The organism is Pseudomonas haemolytica (assembly GCF_009659625.1).
GTDB classification, from domain to species: Bacteria; Pseudomonadota; Gammaproteobacteria; order Pseudomonadales; family Pseudomonadaceae; genus Aquipseudomonas; species Aquipseudomonas haemolytica.
Genome location: NZ_VOIW01000002.1, coordinates 564,420 through 579,230, shown reverse-complemented (window position 1 = coordinate 579,230; position 14,811 = coordinate 564,420). Strand labels below are relative to the sequence as shown.

The window sequence follows — 14,811 nt, the reverse complement described above, 5'->3', positions numbered from 1 at the left end:
CAAATGTGTCAGGTAGAGCGCAGGCGCAGGATTTGCGCGCCATCAAACGGGTCCGTCAGGTAATGCCCCTGTACCCCGAATGTCTCTTGCAGGCGCTCTGGCGTCAGCACCTCCAGTGGTGTGCCCAGTGCCACCAGCCGCCCGCGATCCAGAACGGCCAGGCGATCACAGGTCAGCGCCTGGTTCAGGTCATGCAGGGCGATCAAGGTGGTTACCGGCAAGCCTTGCACACCTTTTAATATCGCCAGTTGATGCTGGATATCCAGGTGATTGGTCGGCTCATCCAGCAACAGAATCTGCGGCCGCTGTGCGAGGGCGCGGGCGATGTGCACGCGTTGGCGTTCGCCGCCCGAGAGGCTGCGCCAGGCGCGTTGGCTCAGGTGGGTGGCGTCCACGTCGTGCAACGCTTGGCGCACGATGGCGTCGTCTTCGCGAGACCACGGGCTCAGTGCCGACAGCCATGGCGTACGGCCCAATGCCACGGCGTCGAATACGCGAATGGCGTCATCGGTATCGGCTTGCTGTTCGACCACCGCCAGCTGTTGCGCGATGGTGCGGCGCGATAACTCATCCAGGCGCTTGCCGCCCAAGCGTACTTCACCGCTGCCCGGTGCACGCAAGCCGGCGAGCAATTTGAGCAGGGTGGATTTGCCCGAACCGTTCGGCCCGACGATGCCAAGGGTTTCACCCAGCTCTACGTCCAGGTCTACATCGCGCAGCAACTGCGCCTCACGCACCTTGAAGCCCAGGCCGCTGCAGCTCAGTACGCTCATCGCGCATTCCTCCGGCCAATCAGGATCAACGCAAATACCGGAGCACCCACCAAGGCAGTGACCACGCCCACGGGAATCACCTGGCCCTTGATCAAGGTGCGCGAGAGCACATCAGCCGCGATCAGAAACAACGCGCCGCCAAGGGCGCTGGCTGGCAGCAACCGCGAATGCCCGGTGCCGAGCAACAGGCGTGCGGCGTGGGGAATCACCAACCCCACAAAGCCGATGGAACCCACGATGGACACCATCACCGCCGTCACCAACGCGGCGCAGGCCACCAGCACAAATTGCACACGGCGCACCGGGATGCCCAGGGAGGCCGCCGAGTCGCTGCCGAAGGTGAACGCGTCCAGCGCGCGGCGATGCCACAGGCACACAGCCAGCCCAGCGACCGCCACCGGCACCGCCAGCCATACCGACGGCCAGCGCACGCCGCTGAGGTTGCCCAGCAGCCAGAACATAATGCCGCGGGCCTGTTCGGAGCTGGCGGACTTGGTGATCAGGAATGCGGTCAGGGCATTGAACAACTGCGAGCCGGCGATGCCCGCGAGGATGATCTGCCCGGTGCCACTGGACGAACCGCTCGCCCGTGCCAGCAGAATCACCAGCGCAAACGCCGCCATCGCTCCCGCAAACGCACCCGCCGACAGTGACACCAGGCCGCCACCCACACCGATCAAGGCAACGAGGACCGCGCCGGTCGACGCGCCGGCGCTGATACCCAACAGGTACGGATCCGCCAGCGGGTTACGCAGCAGCGATTGCAGGATTACCCCACAGGTCGCCAGCCCCGCGCCACAGGCAGCGGCGACCAAGGCGCGGGTGAGGCGGTAGTTCCACACCACGCCTTCATCGATGGGGTCCAGCACGAAGCCTGCGGCCCAGAGTTTATTGGCGAGCACCTGCAACACCACCTGCGGCTCGATGGCGGTTTCGCCGATAGCGACACCAGCGAGCAGTGCGAGTAGGAGCAGCGCCAGGGCGAGTAGGGTACGCATCATTTGCCCAGGTCGTAGCCGTCGATGGCCGCGGCCAGTTGTTCCAGGCCGTCGAAGGTGCGCAGGCTGGCCTGCAACGCCAGGGCGTCGAGGATGATGATGCGGTTGTTTTTCACCGCGTCCATGTTGCGGGTCACGGGGTCGTTGCGCAGGAAGGCGAGTTTCTTTTCGTGGTCGTCGGCGGGGTAGCGGCGACGGTCCATGCGTGCGATCACCAGGAACGTGGGGTTGGCCTTGGCGATGGTTTCCCAGCCGACGGCGGGCCATTCTTCATCGGACTGCACCACGTTGCGCAGGCCAAGGGTTTGCAGCATGAATTCAGGGATGCCCTTGTGCCCGGCCACATAGGGGTCGCTGGCCATTTCGGCGCTGGAGAACCATACCAGCGCGCTTGCCTGCTTCAAGCCTTTGCCCTGCGCAGTCGCGATGGATTTGGCCAGGCGCGCCTTAAGCTCATCGTTCAACCGCTGGCCGCGTTCCTGTACGTCGAAAATCTGTGCCAGTTGGCTGATGCTTTTGTAAATCGTCTCGATGCGAAACGGCTCCAGCCGCGTGCCATCGGCACCGACCAGGTTGTCCTTGCCTTCGCAGTCGGAGGGCAGCAGGTAGGTGGGGATCTTCAGTTCATGGAATTGCTCGCGGGTGCCGACCACGCCTTGCGGGCCCACCACCCATTCCAGCTCGGCGGCTACCAGTTGCGGGCGCTTGGCGATCACCGCTTCGAAGCTCGGCTCATTGTTGGCCAGGCGCTCAATGCTGTCGTCCTGCGCCTTGTACTGCGCCAATACGTTGTTGAACCACAGTGAAGTGCCGACCACTTTATCGCCTACGCCCAAGGCGTAGAGCATCTCGGTGGCGGCCTGGCCGATGGTTACGCTACGGGTGGGAGCTTGCTGGAAGGTGAGGGTGCTGCCGCAGTTTTCCATGGTCAGCGGGTAGTGGGTGGGCGTGGCCTGGGCCAGGGCACAGGCACCCAAGCCTGCGATCAGGGCGGTAACGCGTGGCAGCATGGGGTGATCTCCGTGTGAACCGAGGTGCGGCAGGGGAGGTACGGCTCGGAAACACGCCCATGGAGGCTGCAGGAGTGCAGGGCCAGGGTGTCCTTCCCGGACACCCCGCCGGTTAGTCATATTGCTGGGCCGGCAGGTCTCCTGACTGATGCGTCATCGCCACGCCCCAGCCTTCCCGGACGTGGTCCAGTGGCATTCAGGGGCAGGCTCAGCACCTACAGTTGCGGGGGCAGTTTCGACTTACGCGTGGGGGCGTTTCGAATTCCCTATTAGTCCCATGTGGGAACCGGCGGCGGTATGGTAGTCGATCGCGAGGCTTAACGGGAGCTACGCTGGCGGCAGGCGTGAAGTTGCTTGCCACAGGTGATCAACTGGATTATTTGCGATCCAGCCACACTGTTTTGGCATTGCAGAACTCGCGTACGCCGAAATGCGACAACTCACGGCCAAACCCGCTTTTCTTCACGCCGCCAAACGCTACCCGAGGGTCTGACACGCTGAACGCGTTGACGAAGACCCCGCCGGTTTCCAGTTGGTTGGCGATGTCCCGGGCTTTCGCCGCGTCGGTAGTGAAGATGCTGGCGGTGAGGCCGAATTCGCTGTCATTGGCCAGGGCCACAGCATGCTCGGCATCGCGGGCGGTGATGATCGACGCCACGGGGCCAAACAATTCCTGCTTGAACGAGGTCATCTGATCGGTGACGTCGGCCAGCACGGTCGGTTCGTAGTAATTGCCCGCGCCTGGGACTTTGTTGCCGCCCAGCAGCAGGGTCGCGCCTTCTTCCAGGGTCGCCTGGACCTGGCCGTGCAGTTCGTCGCGCAGGTCGAAGCGGGCCATGGGGCCGATATAGGTGGCGGTCGACATTGGCTCGCCCATCGCCAGGGCGCGGCTGGCTTCTAGGAATCTGGCGGTGAAGGCTTCAACCACACCGGCTTCGATGATCAGGCGCTTGGCTGCGGCGCAGACTTGGCCGCTGTTCTGGAATCGGCCGATCACGGCCGCTTGCACGGCGGCGTCGAGGTCGGCGTCGTTTAGCACGATGAACGGGTCGGAGCCGCCCAGTTCCAGCACGCATTTCTTCAGTGCTGCGCCGGCCTGGGAGCCAATGGCGATACCGGCGCGCACGCTGCCGGTGAGGGTCACGGCGGCGATGCGCGGGTCGGCGATGGCGCTGGACACGCCGTCCTGGGTCACGTTGATCACTTCGAACAGGCCGTCGGCGAAACCCGCTTTATGGAACGCTTGTTGGATCAGGTAGGCGCTGCCCATCACGTTCGGCGCGTGTTTAAGCACGTAGGTGTTGCCGGCGAGCAGGGTTGGCACGGCGCCGCGCAGCACCTGCCAAACCGGGAAGTTCCACGGCATCACGGCGAGGATCGGGCCCAGCGGGCGGTATTCGATCCGGGCGCTGCCGTTGTCCACCAGCGTTGGTTCAGGGGCGAGCATGGCCGGGCCGTGGGCGGCGTACCACTCGCTGAGTTGGGCGCACTTTTCGATCTCGGCGCGGGCCTGGGCGATGGGTTTGCCCATTTCCAGGGTGATCATTTGCGCCATGTCTTCGGCTTGCTCGCGCAGGGCGCAGGCCAAGGCCTGCAGCAATTCGGCGCGCTGGCTGACCGGCTGCCGGCGCCACGTGCGGAAGGTATTGGTTGAGCGGGTGAGGGCGGCGTCCAGCTGTACCGCGGTTTCATAAGGGTAGCTGCCGACTGTCTCGCCGTTGGCGGGGTTGATCGACAAGGCGTGGGTCTGGTGGGAAATAGCGTTCATGGCACCGTCCGGCTGAATAAGTGGAATGGGGTCAGCGTACGGGGCTATATCTTTTCTGGAAACTGAATAATATTAAGCGATACGTTCACGATTGGAGAATGACTTGGATCTGGTGCAGCTGGAAATCTTCAAGGCCGTTGCCGAGCAAGGCAGCATCAGCGCCGCCGCGCAGTTGATTCATCGGGTGCCTTCAAACCTGACCACGCGCATCAAGCAACTGGAGCAGGATTTGGGCGTGGAGTTGTTTATCCGCGAGAAAAGCCGCCTGCGCCTATCGCCGGCCGGCTGGAATTTCCTCGGCTATACGCGGCGTATTCTCGACCTGGTACAAGAAGCTCGTGCCACGGTAGCGGGGGAGGAACCCCAAGGTGCCTTTGCCCTGGGCTCCCTGGAAAGCACGGCGGCAGTGCGTATCCCCGGCTTGCTCGCGGCGTATAACCAGAAATACGCCAAGGTCGAGCTGGACCTGAGCACCGGCCCGTCGGGCACCATGATCGAGGGTGTGCTGTCAGGGCGGCTGACGGCGGCCTTTGTCGACGGGCCGGTGCTGCATTCCACTCTGGAAGGCGTGGCAGTGTTCGAAGAGGAGATGGTGGTGATCGCGCCGCTGCATCACGCGCCTGTCACTCGCGGGCGGGATGTGAATGGCGAGAATATCTATACGTTTCGCTCGAATTGCTCGTACCGGCATCACTTCGAGCGCTGGTTCTCACAGGATGGCGCGATGCCGGGCAAGATCTTCGAGATCGAGTCCTACCACGGCATGCTCGCCTGCGTCAGCGCCGGGGCGGGGTTGGCACTGATGCCGCGCAGCATGCTTGAGAGCATGCCGGGGTGTGCGGCGGTGAGTGTGTGGCCGTTGAGCGACACATTCCGCATCCTCAATACCTGGCTGATCTGGCGTAGAGGCACGGTGTCGCAGAGTTTGAACAGTTTCGTGAAATTGCTGGAGGAACGTGATCTGGTAGCAGCGCAGATCTAATGTGGGAGCGAGCAAGCCCGCTCCCACATTTTGACTGTCATCAGCCGCCAAATTGCAGGGTGCCCATGGCCAATTTCGCCATGATTGCCGTCGCACCCAGTTGTACCAGCCACAACGCCAAACCACCTAGGAATACTCCCAGCGCCACCTGCAGCACCAGGCTCTTCTGGCGCTTGGCTTGCGGTGCTCGTGGGGTGTAGTCATGCAGTTCGTCACGGTCGGCGCGCAGGTCCAGGTCGTCGTTTCTCATAGGGCTCTCACAGCAAAGGGGCAGTCGGGGTTCAGTCTAGTGTGTTCGCCAATAAAAAGGGGGAAGCCAATGGCTTCCCCCTTCGTATAACGCTTGCCGGCTTACAGCACCTGGACAATCGCTTTGGTCACAGCACCAATGTTCGATTGGTTCAGCGCCGCCACACAGATACGGCCGGTATCCAGTGCGTAGATGCCAAACTCGGTGCGCAGGCGGGTGACTTGCTCAACGGTCAGGCCGGAGTAGGAGAACATCCCGCGCTGGCGACCGACGAAGCTGAAGTCATGGCCTGGAGCAGCCTTGGCCAGCTCAGCCACCATCTGCTCGCGCATGCCACGGATGCGCAGGCGCATTTCGGCCAGTTCGGCTTCCCACTGGGCGCGCAGCTCGGGGTTGTTCAGCACCGCGGCAACGATGGCTGCACCGTGGGTCGGCGGGTTGGAGTAGTTGGTGCGGATCACGCGCTTGACCTGGGAGAGGATGCGCGCGCTTTCTTCCTTGGACTCGCTGACAATCGACAGCGCGCCTACGCGTTCGCCGTACAGGGAGAACGACTTGGAGAACGAGCTGGACACAAAGAAGGTCAGGCCCGATTCAGCAAACAGGCGCACGGCGGCGGCGTCTTCGTGGATGCCATCGCCAAAGCCTTGGTAGGCCATGTCGAGGAACGGCACCAGGTTCTTGGCCTTGACCACGTCCAGCACGTTTTGCCAGTCGGCCGGGCTCAAGTCCACGCCGGTCGGGTTATGGCAGCAGGCGTGCAGCACCACGATGGATTGCGGCGGCAGGGCGTTGAGGTCTTCGAGCAGGCCGGCACGGTTGACGTCGTGGGTGGCGGCGTCGTAGTAGCGGTAGGTCTGCACCGGGAAACCGGCTTTTTCGAACAGCGCCTGGTGGTTTTCCCAGCTTGGGTCACTGATGGCGACCACGGCATTGGGCAGCAGTTGCTTGAGGAAGTCGGCACCGATTTTCAGCGCGCCGGTACCACCGACGGCTTGCGCGGTGATCACACGGCCAGCGCTCAGCAGCGGTGATTCAGCACCGAACAACAGCTTTTGCACGGCCTGGTCGTAGGCCACGATGCCGTCGATCGGCAAGTAGCCACGGGCCGCGTGTTGCGCCACGCGAATGGCTTCCGCTTCGGCAACGGCACGCAAGAGTGGAATTTTCCCCTCCTCGTTGCAGTAAACGCCCACGCCAAGGTTGACCTTGGTGGTTCGTGTATCGGCGTTAAATGCTTCGTTGAGGCCCAGGATTGGATCGCGTGGTGCCATTTCGACAGCGGAAAACAGGCTCATTTTTGCGGCAGCTCTATGGGGGAAGGGAGGGACGTGTCGCGCTCCAGCCGAAGGCACTAGAGCGGTGCACAAACGGGGAGCTAGTATAGAGGCCATCACGGCTGAGGGCGACAACCGAAACGGCTTTTCGGCCATGTTTTTCGGTTTATTTGTTGACCGTTAGTCTTATTGCAACATTGATCCCGGACGGCAGGTAGGACGGTTGCCTTGAAACCCGTCACATTCGCCACCACTTCTACAGCTATCATGGTTTTTTCCTGCAACCTGCGATGAATATTCGCGGGTTGCTGAGCTATTTCGTCCCTGGCGGTGTTGAGTCTGGGGTGACTTCACGAGGTACGTTATGTCGGATTTCCAGCTCGTTACCCGTTTTGAACCCGCCGGCGATCAACCGGAAGCCATCCGCCAGATGGTCGAAGGCATCGAAGCCGGCCTGGCGCACCAGACTCTGCTTGGGGTGACCGGTTCGGGCAAGACCTTCAGCATCGCCAACGTGATCGCCCAGACGAACCGCCCGACCTTGGTGCTGGCGCCGAACAAGACCCTGGCCGCGCAGCTCTACGGTGAGTTCAAGGCGTTCTTCCCGAACAACGCGGTGGAGTACTTCGTTTCCTACTACGATTACTACCAGCCTGAAGCTTACGTGCCATCCTCCGATACCTTTATCGAGAAAGATGCATCGATCAACGACCATATCGAGCAGATGCGTCTGTCGGCGACCAAGGCGTTGCTGGAGCGCAAGGATGCGATCATCGTCACCACGGTCTCGTGCATCTACGGTCTGGGCAGCCCGGAGACTTATCTGAAGATGGTGCTGCACGTCGACCGTGGCGACAAGCTCGACCAGCGCGAGCTGTTGCGTCGCCTGACGAGCTTGCAATACACCCGCAACGACATGGACTTCGCCCGCGCCACCTTCCGGGTGCGCGGCGATGTGATCGACATCTACCCGGCGGAATCCGACCTGGAGGCGATCCGCATCGAACTGTTCGACGATGAAGTCGAAAGCCTGTCGGCCTTCGACCCATTGACCGGCGAGGTGATCCGCAAGCTGCCGCGCTTCACCTTCTACCCGAAAAGCCACTATGTGACCCCGCGCGAAACCCTGATGGGCGCCATCGAGGGCATCAAGGCCGAATTGGTGGAGCGCCTGGAATACCTGCGCTCCAACAACAAACTGGTGGAGGCCCAGCGCCTGGAGCAGCGCACCCGTTTCGACCTGGAAATGATCCTGGAGCTGGGCTACTGCAACGGCATCGAAAACTACTCGCGCTACCTTTCCGGCCGCGAATCCGGGCAGGCGCCGCCCACCCTGTTTGATTACTTGCCGGACGACGCCTTGCTGGTGATCGACGAGTCCCACGTCAGCGTGCCGCAGGTCGGCGCGATGTACAAAGGTGACCGCTCGCGTAAAGAAACGTTGGTGGAATACGGTTTCCGCTTGCCGTCGGCACTGGATAACCGGCCGATGCGCTTCGACGAGTTTGAAAGCATCAGCCCACAGACGATCTTCGTCTCGGCCACGCCGGGTAACTACGAAGCCGAACATGCGGGCCGCGTGATCGAGCAACTGGTGCGCCCGACCGGTCTTGTGGACCCGCAAATCGAAATCCGCCCGGCGCTGACCCAGGTCGATGACCTGCTTTCGGAGATCACCAAGCGCGTCGCACTGGAAGAGCGGGTGCTGGTCACCACGCTGACCAAGCGTATGTCCGAAGACCTGACCGACTACCTTGCCGACCACGGCGTGCGTGTGCGTTATTTGCACTCGGACATCGACACCGTGGAGCGCGTCGAGATTATCCGCGACCTGCGCTTGGGCACCTTTGATGTGCTGGTGGGGATCAACCTGCTGCGCGAAGGGTTGGATATGCCGGAAGTATCGCTGGTGGCGATCCTGGATGCCGACAAGGAAGGCTTTCTGCGTTCCGAGCGCTCGCTGATCCAGACCATCGGCCGCGCGGCGCGTAACCTCAATGGGCGGGCGATTCTGTACGCGGACCGTATCACCGGCTCCATGGAGCGGGCGATTGGCGAGACCGAGCGCCGCCGTGACAAGCAGATTGCCTACAACCTGGAGAATGGCATCATCCCCAAAGGCGTGTTCAAGGACGTCGCCGACATCATGGAAGGCGCCACCGTCCCCGGCTCGCGCAGCAAGAAGCGCAAGGGCATGGCCAAGGCCGCCGAGGAGAGCGCCAAGTACGAGAACGAACTGCGCTCGCCGAGTGAGATCACCAAGCGTATTCGTCAGTTGGAAGAGAAGATGTACCAGTTGGCGCGGGACCTGGAGTTTGAGGCGGCGGCGCAGACGCGCGATGAGATCGGCAAGTTGCGCGAGCGGTTGTTGGCTGTTTGATTGGCAGTGATGGCGGCACCGCGCTCTGCCAGAATCACCCAAGCTGGTGTTACCATTCGCCCCTTGTTTCAATTTTCAGTTTTATCGCCCATTCGAGACCTGCCATGACCACCGTCCGCACGCGCATCGCGCCATCGCCTACTGGGGATCCCCACGTCGGTACTGCCTACATCGCCTTGTTCAACTACTGCTTTGCCAAGCAGCATGGCGGTGAATTCATCCTGCGGATCGAAGATACCGATCAACTGCGTTCGACCCGTGAGTCGGAACAGCAGATTTTCGATGCCTTGCGCTGGTTGGGCATTACCTGGGCTGAAGGCCCGGACGTCGGCGGCCCCCACGGCCCGTATCGCCAGAGCGAGCGCAGCGACATCTACAAGCAGTACACCCAGCAACTGGTCGACATGGGCCACGCCTTTCCGTGCTTCTGCACCGCCGAAGAGCTGGACCAGATGCGTGCCGAGCAACAGGCTCGTGGCGAGACCCCGCGTTACGACGGCCGTGCGCTGTTGCTGTCCAAAGAAGAAGTGGCTGCGCGCCTCGCGGCTGGCGAACCTCACGTCATCCGTATGAAAGTGCCGAGTGAAGGCGTGTGCGTGGTGCCGGACATGCTGCGCGGTGACGTCGAGATCCCGTGGGACCGCATGGACATGCAGGTGCTGATGAAGACCGACGGCCTGCCGACGTACTTCCTGGCCAACGTGGTCGACGATCACCTGATGGGCATCACCCACGTGCTGCGCGGTGAAGAATGGCTGCCGTCGGCGCCCAAGCTGATCCTGCTGTACGAGTACTTTGGCTGGGAACAGCCGCAGCTGTGCTACATGCCGCTGCTGCGTAACCCGGACAAGAGCAAGTTGTCCAAGCGCAAGAACCCGACCTCGGTGACGTTCTACGAGCGTATGGGCTTTATGCCTGAGGCGATGCTCAACTACCTGGGCCGTATGGGCTGGTCGATGCCGGACGAGCGCGAGAAGTTTTCGCTGCAGGAAATGGTCGACAACTTCGACCTGTCCCGCGTCTCCCTGGGCGGGCCAATCTTCGATATCGAGAAGCTGTCGTGGCTCAACGGCCAGTGGCTGCGTGACCTGCCGGTGGAAGAGTTCGCCAGGCGTGTGCAGCGGTGGGCGTTGAACCCCGAGTACATGATGAAGATCGCGCCATTGGTGCAGGGCAGGGTGGAGACCTTCAGCCAGGTCGCGCCGTTGGCCAGTTTCTTCTTTGCCGGTGGCGTTAATCCGGACCCTAAACTGTTCGAATCCAAGAAGCTTTCGGGTGACCAGGTCCGCCAGTTGATGCAGTTGATCCTGTGGAAGCTGGAAAGCCTGCGCCAGTGGGAGAAGGACGCGATCACCGCGACGATCCAGGCGGTGGTGGAGTCCCTGGAATTGAAATTGCGCGATGCGATGCCGCTGATGTTTGCCGCAATTACCGGGCAGGCGAGTTCGGTGTCGGTGCTCGATGCGATGGAAATCCTCGGTCCGGACCTGACCCGTTTCCGCCTGCGCCAAGCCCTTGATTTGCTTGGTGGTGTGTCGAAGAAAGAAAACAAGGAGTGGGAAAAGCTGCTGGGCGCGATTGCCTGAGCTAGCTGTTGCAACGGTCAAACCCCGGTTTTCCGGGGTTTGATCGGTAAGTGATTGTTATCCCGGCAAAAAACTTTGGAAAATGTTGAAAATAAATTTGACACGTTTCCAAACCGCCATTAAGATTCGCCCCGTCCTCACCGATGAGGGGCTATAGCTCAGCTGGGAGAGCGCTTGCATGGCATGCAAGAGGTCAACGGTTCGATCCCGTTTAGCTCCACCAATTTACAGATTCAAGGTCTGGCCACACCGTCCTTGAATTGATCAGGTCTCAGCTCTGATCAGATGTACAGAAGGTTTTGTCCCCTTCGTCTAGTGGCCTAGGACACCGCCCTTTCACGGCGGTAACAGGGGTTCGAGTCCCCTAGGGGACGCCAGTTTCAACAAGCAGTTCGAAAGGCCTGCTGCGTCGCGAGACGAAAAATCCGGGGCTATAGCTCAGCTGGGAGAGCGCTTGCATGGCATGCAAGAGGTCAACGGTTCGATCCCGTTTAGCTCCACCAATTTACAGGTTCAAGGTCTGGCCACACCGTCCTTGAATCGACGGGTCTCAGCCCGGTCTGTTGTATAGAAGGTTTGTGTCCCCTTCGTCTAGTGGCCTAGGACACCGCCCTTTCACGGCGGTAACAGGGGTTCGAGTCCCCTAGGGGACGCCACGTTTACCCGCTTTGCGGGATTTTAAAGGGTCATTCAATTATTGAATGGCCCTTTTGTTTGTCTGGCATTTGGCCAATTCCCTCCTCAAATCCATTCTTTCGTTCTGACCGATGGTCATGTCTGTCGCTTGCCAAATATTATTATGGTAATAATATTCAACCCATGAGAGACGGAGGCAAGCATGAGCGATAAAAAAGCGCAAACCCGCGAACGCATTTTGCAGGCTGCCAGCGCGGCGTTGATCCAGCGTGGCCCGGCTGAGCCGAGTGTGGGCGAAGTCATGGGCGCGGCGGGGCTGACAGTGGGTGGTTTTTACGCGCACTTTGAAAGCAAAGACGCCTTGATGCTCGAGGCATTCACCCAATTGTTGGCCAAGCGTCGCGCGTCTATCGACGACATGGATTCACAACTGACCGGTGAAGAACGCAGAGCGCTGGTGGCGGCGTTTTACCTGTCGCGCAAGCACCGCGACTCCACGGCCCAGGCTTGCCCGATCCCGGCGACGGTGGGCGAGATGAGTCGCCTGCCCGACGAATTCCGCCAGGCGCTGAATGAGCACTGTGAACTGATGGCTGCGCAGTTGGCAGCCACTCCTGAGGACACTGACAAGGCCCTGGCGGACATGGCCCTGATGATTGGTGGCCTGGCCTTGGCCCGCGCCCTTGGCCCGGGTGAGTTGTCTGACCGTGTGCTGCGTGCTGCTAAATCCGCCGTGCGCTAGAAGAGGGCTTGCATGATGGGCACGTTAACCTGGATTCGTCGCGTCAACGGCACCCTGGGGCACCTGGCGCCGCAAACCGTAGCCAACAAGATGCGACGTGCTTTCATGACGCCGCGCGATCTGCCGCCCCGTGACTGGGAACTGCCACTGTTGGCGCAATCGGAGCGCATCACGTTGCGCTTTGGCTTGTCTGCCCTGCGTTGGGGCCAGGGCCCTGCGGTGTTGTTGATGCATGGCTGGGAAGGTCGTCCCACCCAGTTCGCCAGCCTGATCACTGCGTTGGTGGATAACGGTTATTCGGTGATTGCCCTGGACGGTCCCGCACATGGCCGCTCGCCGGGGCGCGAAGCCCATGTGTTGCTCTTTGCCCGCGCCATGCTCGAGGCTGCGGCCGAGTTGCCGCCGCTGCACGCGGTGATCGGCCATTCCATGGGTGGCGCCAGTGCGATGCTGGCGGTGCAACTGGGGTTGCGTGCCGGGGCGTTGGTGAGTATTGCCGCGCCGTCGCGTTTTCTGGATGTGCTGCGCGGCTTCACCCAAATGGTCGGTTTGCCGGCGCGAGCACGCGCAGCGTTTATCCACGAGGTGGAACTGACGTTCGGTATGCCGCTCAAGCACTTGGATGTGGCCCACTACCACATGAATATCCCGGGCCTGATCGTGCATGCCGAAGACGATACTTTCGTCCCGGTCAAGGCGTCGCAAGCCATTCACGAGGCCTGGTTCGACAGCCGTCTTTTGCGCCTGGAAGCCGGCGGGCACCAGAAAGTGCTGGCCGACCCACGGGTGATCGAAGGTGTCCTGGCGCTGTTGGCCGGCTGCCGCCTACAGGCGCGGCAAACCGCCTGATACACTGCCCCGCCGACATCAATCGACTGGAGCAAGGCATGGGCTGGGATATGGCAACGCCGTTTATCATCGATCTGCAGGTCGCACCTGACGACATCGACGGCCTGGGGCACGCCAATAACGCGGTGTACGTGTCTTGGTTGGAGCGTTGTGCCTGGCGCCATTCCCAGCGCCTGGGGCTGGACCTCACCGAGTACCGGCGCCTGGATCGTGCCATGGCCGTAGTGCGCCATGAGATCGACTACTTGGCAGCAGGCTATGAGGGCGACGACTTGCAACTGGCCACCTGGATCGTCGACTGGGACCAGCGCTTGAAAATGACCCGTCGTTTCCAACTGGTACGCCCCCGCGATGGCGCGACCCTGCTGCGTGCGCAGACCACCTTTGTGTGCATCGAGCTGTCCAGCGGCAAGCCCAAGCGTATGCCCGCTGAGTTTATTGAAGGTTACGGCCCCGCCCTGACAGGGGGTTAACGGTTGCCGTAGGAAACCCAGTAAACTGCGCCACGATTTTTGTTGAGTGTTTTCCATGCAAATTGCTTTGGCGCCCATGGAGGGGTTGGTCGACAACATCCTGCGGGACGTGTTGACGCGCGTGGGCGGTATCGATTGGTGCGTGACCGAGTTCATTCGCGTCAACGACCGCCTGCTCACGCCTGCCTATTTTCACAAGCTCGCTCCGGAACTGCTGCACGGTGCCCACACCGCGGCGGGCGTGCCGCTGCGTGTGCAACTGCTCGGCTCCGACCCGGTGTGCCTGGCGGAGAACGCCGCCCTGGCCTGCGAGCTGGGTTCTGAAGTGATCGACCTGAATTTCGGTTGCCCGGCCAAGACCGTGAACAAGTCCCGTGGTGGTGCGGTTCTGCTCAAGGAACCGGAGCTGCTCAACCGGATCGTCGAACATGTACGCCGTGCGGTGCCGGCGCATATCCCGGTAACCGCCAAGATGCGCCTGGGCTTCGACAGCCCGGACGGCGCTCTGGTGTGCGCCACGGCCCTGGCTGAAGGCGGCGCTGCGCATATCGTGGTGCATGCGCGCACCAAGGTCGATGGCTACAAGCCGCCGGCCCATTGGGAGTGGATCCCGCGGGTGCAGGACGTGGTCAAGGTGCCGGTGTTTGCCAATGGCGATATCTGGAGCGTCGAAGACTGGAAGCGTTGTCGCGAAATCAGCGGCGCCGAAGACATTATGCTCGGCCGTGGCCTGGTGGCGCGTCCGGACCTGGCGCGACAGATCATGGCAGCGAAGGCGGGCGAGGAGGTGGTCGAAATGACCTGGGCCCAGATGCAGCCCATGCTTCAGGAGTTCTGGCGCCAATCGGTGGCGCAGCTGACTGAAAAGCAGGCGCCCGGACGCTTGAAGCAATGGTTGGCGATGCTGACACGTAACTACCCGCAGGCGGTGGAGCTGTTCACGGCCCTGCGCCGTGAGACGGATTTGCAGCAGGTCAGTCGCCTGTTGGGCATGCGGCACCCAGTTCCGTTGGATTGAGTCGTTAAGTAAGTTTTTACATTTACCTGAGAGGGCTCCACTGGAGCCCTTTTTTTCGCGTGCGCGAAA

Annotated in this window: 13 protein-coding genes, 4 tRNA genes and 1 riboswitch; of the genes, 11 read left to right on the top strand and 6 right to left on the bottom strand. The window is 61.5% G+C overall.

The window, feature by feature from the left end; all coding sequences use genetic code 11:
• Positions 1 to 8 precede the first annotated feature (8 nt).
• From FRT59_RS08915 to FRT59_RS08900, 4 genes are all read right to left on the bottom strand, one after another.
• Positions 9 to 773 (bottom strand): ABC transporter ATP-binding protein, encoded by a 765-nt coding sequence (locus tag FRT59_RS08915; RefSeq protein WP_153870988.1) that lies wholly within the window; start codon positions 771 to 773, stop codon positions 9 to 11.
• Positions 770 to 1,774: a FecCD family ABC transporter permease gene (locus FRT59_RS08910; RefSeq protein ID WP_153870987.1), complete on the bottom strand. Its 1,005-nt coding sequence runs from the start codon at positions 1,772 to 1,774 to the stop codon at positions 770 to 772. Before FRT59_RS08910 ends, FRT59_RS08915 begins: the two co-directional genes overlap by 4 nt.
• Complete coding sequence (locus tag FRT59_RS08905) at positions 1,771 to 2,781, bottom strand: ABC transporter substrate-binding protein (protein WP_153870986.1); 1,011 nt, start codon at positions 2,779 to 2,781, stop codon at positions 1,771 to 1,773. The genes FRT59_RS08910 and FRT59_RS08905 overlap by 4 nt, the downstream gene beginning before the upstream one ends.
• Before the next feature lie 114 nt (positions 2,782 to 2,895).
• A riboswitch (cobalamin riboswitch) is annotated at positions 2,896 to 3,087 on the bottom strand.
• Positions 3,088 to 3,157: 70 nt separating this feature from the next.
• Positions 3,158 to 4,549, bottom strand: coding sequence for an aldehyde dehydrogenase family protein (locus tag FRT59_RS08900; protein ID WP_153870985.1), 1,392 nt, complete (start codon positions 4,547 to 4,549; stop codon positions 3,158 to 3,160).
• A 103-nt stretch (positions 4,550 to 4,652) separates the two neighbouring features.
• Between FRT59_RS08900 and ptrR the strand changes: the two genes are divergently transcribed.
• Positions 4,653 to 5,531: a putrescine utilization regulator PtrR gene (gene ptrR / locus FRT59_RS08895; protein ID WP_153870984.1), complete on the top strand. Its 879-nt coding sequence runs from the start codon at positions 4,653 to 4,655 to the stop codon at positions 5,529 to 5,531.
• Between the two features lie 40 nt (positions 5,532 to 5,571).
• On the opposite strand, the gene FRT59_RS08890 is transcribed toward ptrR, so the two are convergent.
• Positions 5,572 to 5,781 (bottom strand): hypothetical protein, encoded by a 210-nt coding sequence (locus FRT59_RS08890; protein ID WP_017138724.1) that lies wholly within the window; start codon positions 5,779 to 5,781, stop codon positions 5,572 to 5,574.
• Between the two features lie 101 nt (positions 5,782 to 5,882).
• Entirely contained in the window at positions 5,883 to 7,079 is a 1,197-nt protein-coding gene (locus FRT59_RS08885) for an amino acid aminotransferase (RefSeq protein WP_034116881.1), read from the bottom strand.
• A gap of 343 nt (positions 7,080 to 7,422) precedes the next feature.
• Here FRT59_RS08885 and uvrB point away from each other — a divergent pair, with 343 nt between their 5' ends.
• From uvrB to FRT59_RS08835, 10 genes are all read left to right on the top strand, one after another.
• Positions 7,423 to 9,438: an excinuclease ABC subunit UvrB gene (uvrB, locus tag FRT59_RS08880; RefSeq protein WP_153870983.1), complete on the top strand. Its 2,016-nt coding sequence runs from the start codon at positions 7,423 to 7,425 to the stop codon at positions 9,436 to 9,438.
• Between the two features lie 104 nt (positions 9,439 to 9,542).
• The gene (gltX, locus tag FRT59_RS08875; RefSeq protein WP_153870982.1) at positions 9,543 to 11,024 is read left to right on the top strand and encodes a glutamate--tRNA ligase; all 1,482 of its coding nucleotides are present in this window, start codon (positions 9,543 to 9,545) and stop codon (positions 11,022 to 11,024) included.
• Positions 11,025 to 11,171: 147 nt separating this feature from the next.
• A tRNA-Ala gene (locus FRT59_RS08870) sits at positions 11,172 to 11,247 on the top strand.
• A 78-nt stretch (positions 11,248 to 11,325) separates the two neighbouring features.
• Positions 11,326 to 11,401, top strand: a tRNA-Glu gene (locus FRT59_RS08865).
• Between the two features lie 50 nt (positions 11,402 to 11,451).
• Positions 11,452 to 11,527, top strand: a tRNA-Ala gene (locus FRT59_RS08860).
• Positions 11,528 to 11,604: 77 nt separating this feature from the next.
• Positions 11,605 to 11,680, top strand: a tRNA-Glu gene (locus tag FRT59_RS08855).
• 182 nt (positions 11,681 to 11,862) lie between these two features.
• On the top strand, positions 11,863 to 12,402 hold the full coding sequence (locus FRT59_RS08850; protein ID WP_153870981.1) for a TetR/AcrR family transcriptional regulator: 540 nt from the start codon (positions 11,863 to 11,865) through the stop codon (positions 12,400 to 12,402).
• A 15-nt stretch (positions 12,403 to 12,417) separates the two neighbouring features.
• Positions 12,418 to 13,251: an alpha/beta hydrolase gene (locus FRT59_RS08845; RefSeq protein WP_034117886.1), complete on the top strand. Its 834-nt coding sequence runs from the start codon at positions 12,418 to 12,420 to the stop codon at positions 13,249 to 13,251.
• A 38-nt stretch (positions 13,252 to 13,289) separates the two neighbouring features.
• The gene (locus tag FRT59_RS08840; RefSeq protein ID WP_153870980.1) at positions 13,290 to 13,724 is read left to right on the top strand and encodes an acyl-CoA thioesterase; all 435 of its coding nucleotides are present in this window, start codon (positions 13,290 to 13,292) and stop codon (positions 13,722 to 13,724) included.
• A gap of 55 nt (positions 13,725 to 13,779) precedes the next feature.
• Positions 13,780 to 14,742: a tRNA dihydrouridine synthase gene (locus tag FRT59_RS08835; protein ID WP_034116877.1), complete on the top strand. Its 963-nt coding sequence runs from the start codon at positions 13,780 to 13,782 to the stop codon at positions 14,740 to 14,742.
• Positions 14,743 to 14,811: the final 69 nt, after the last annotated feature.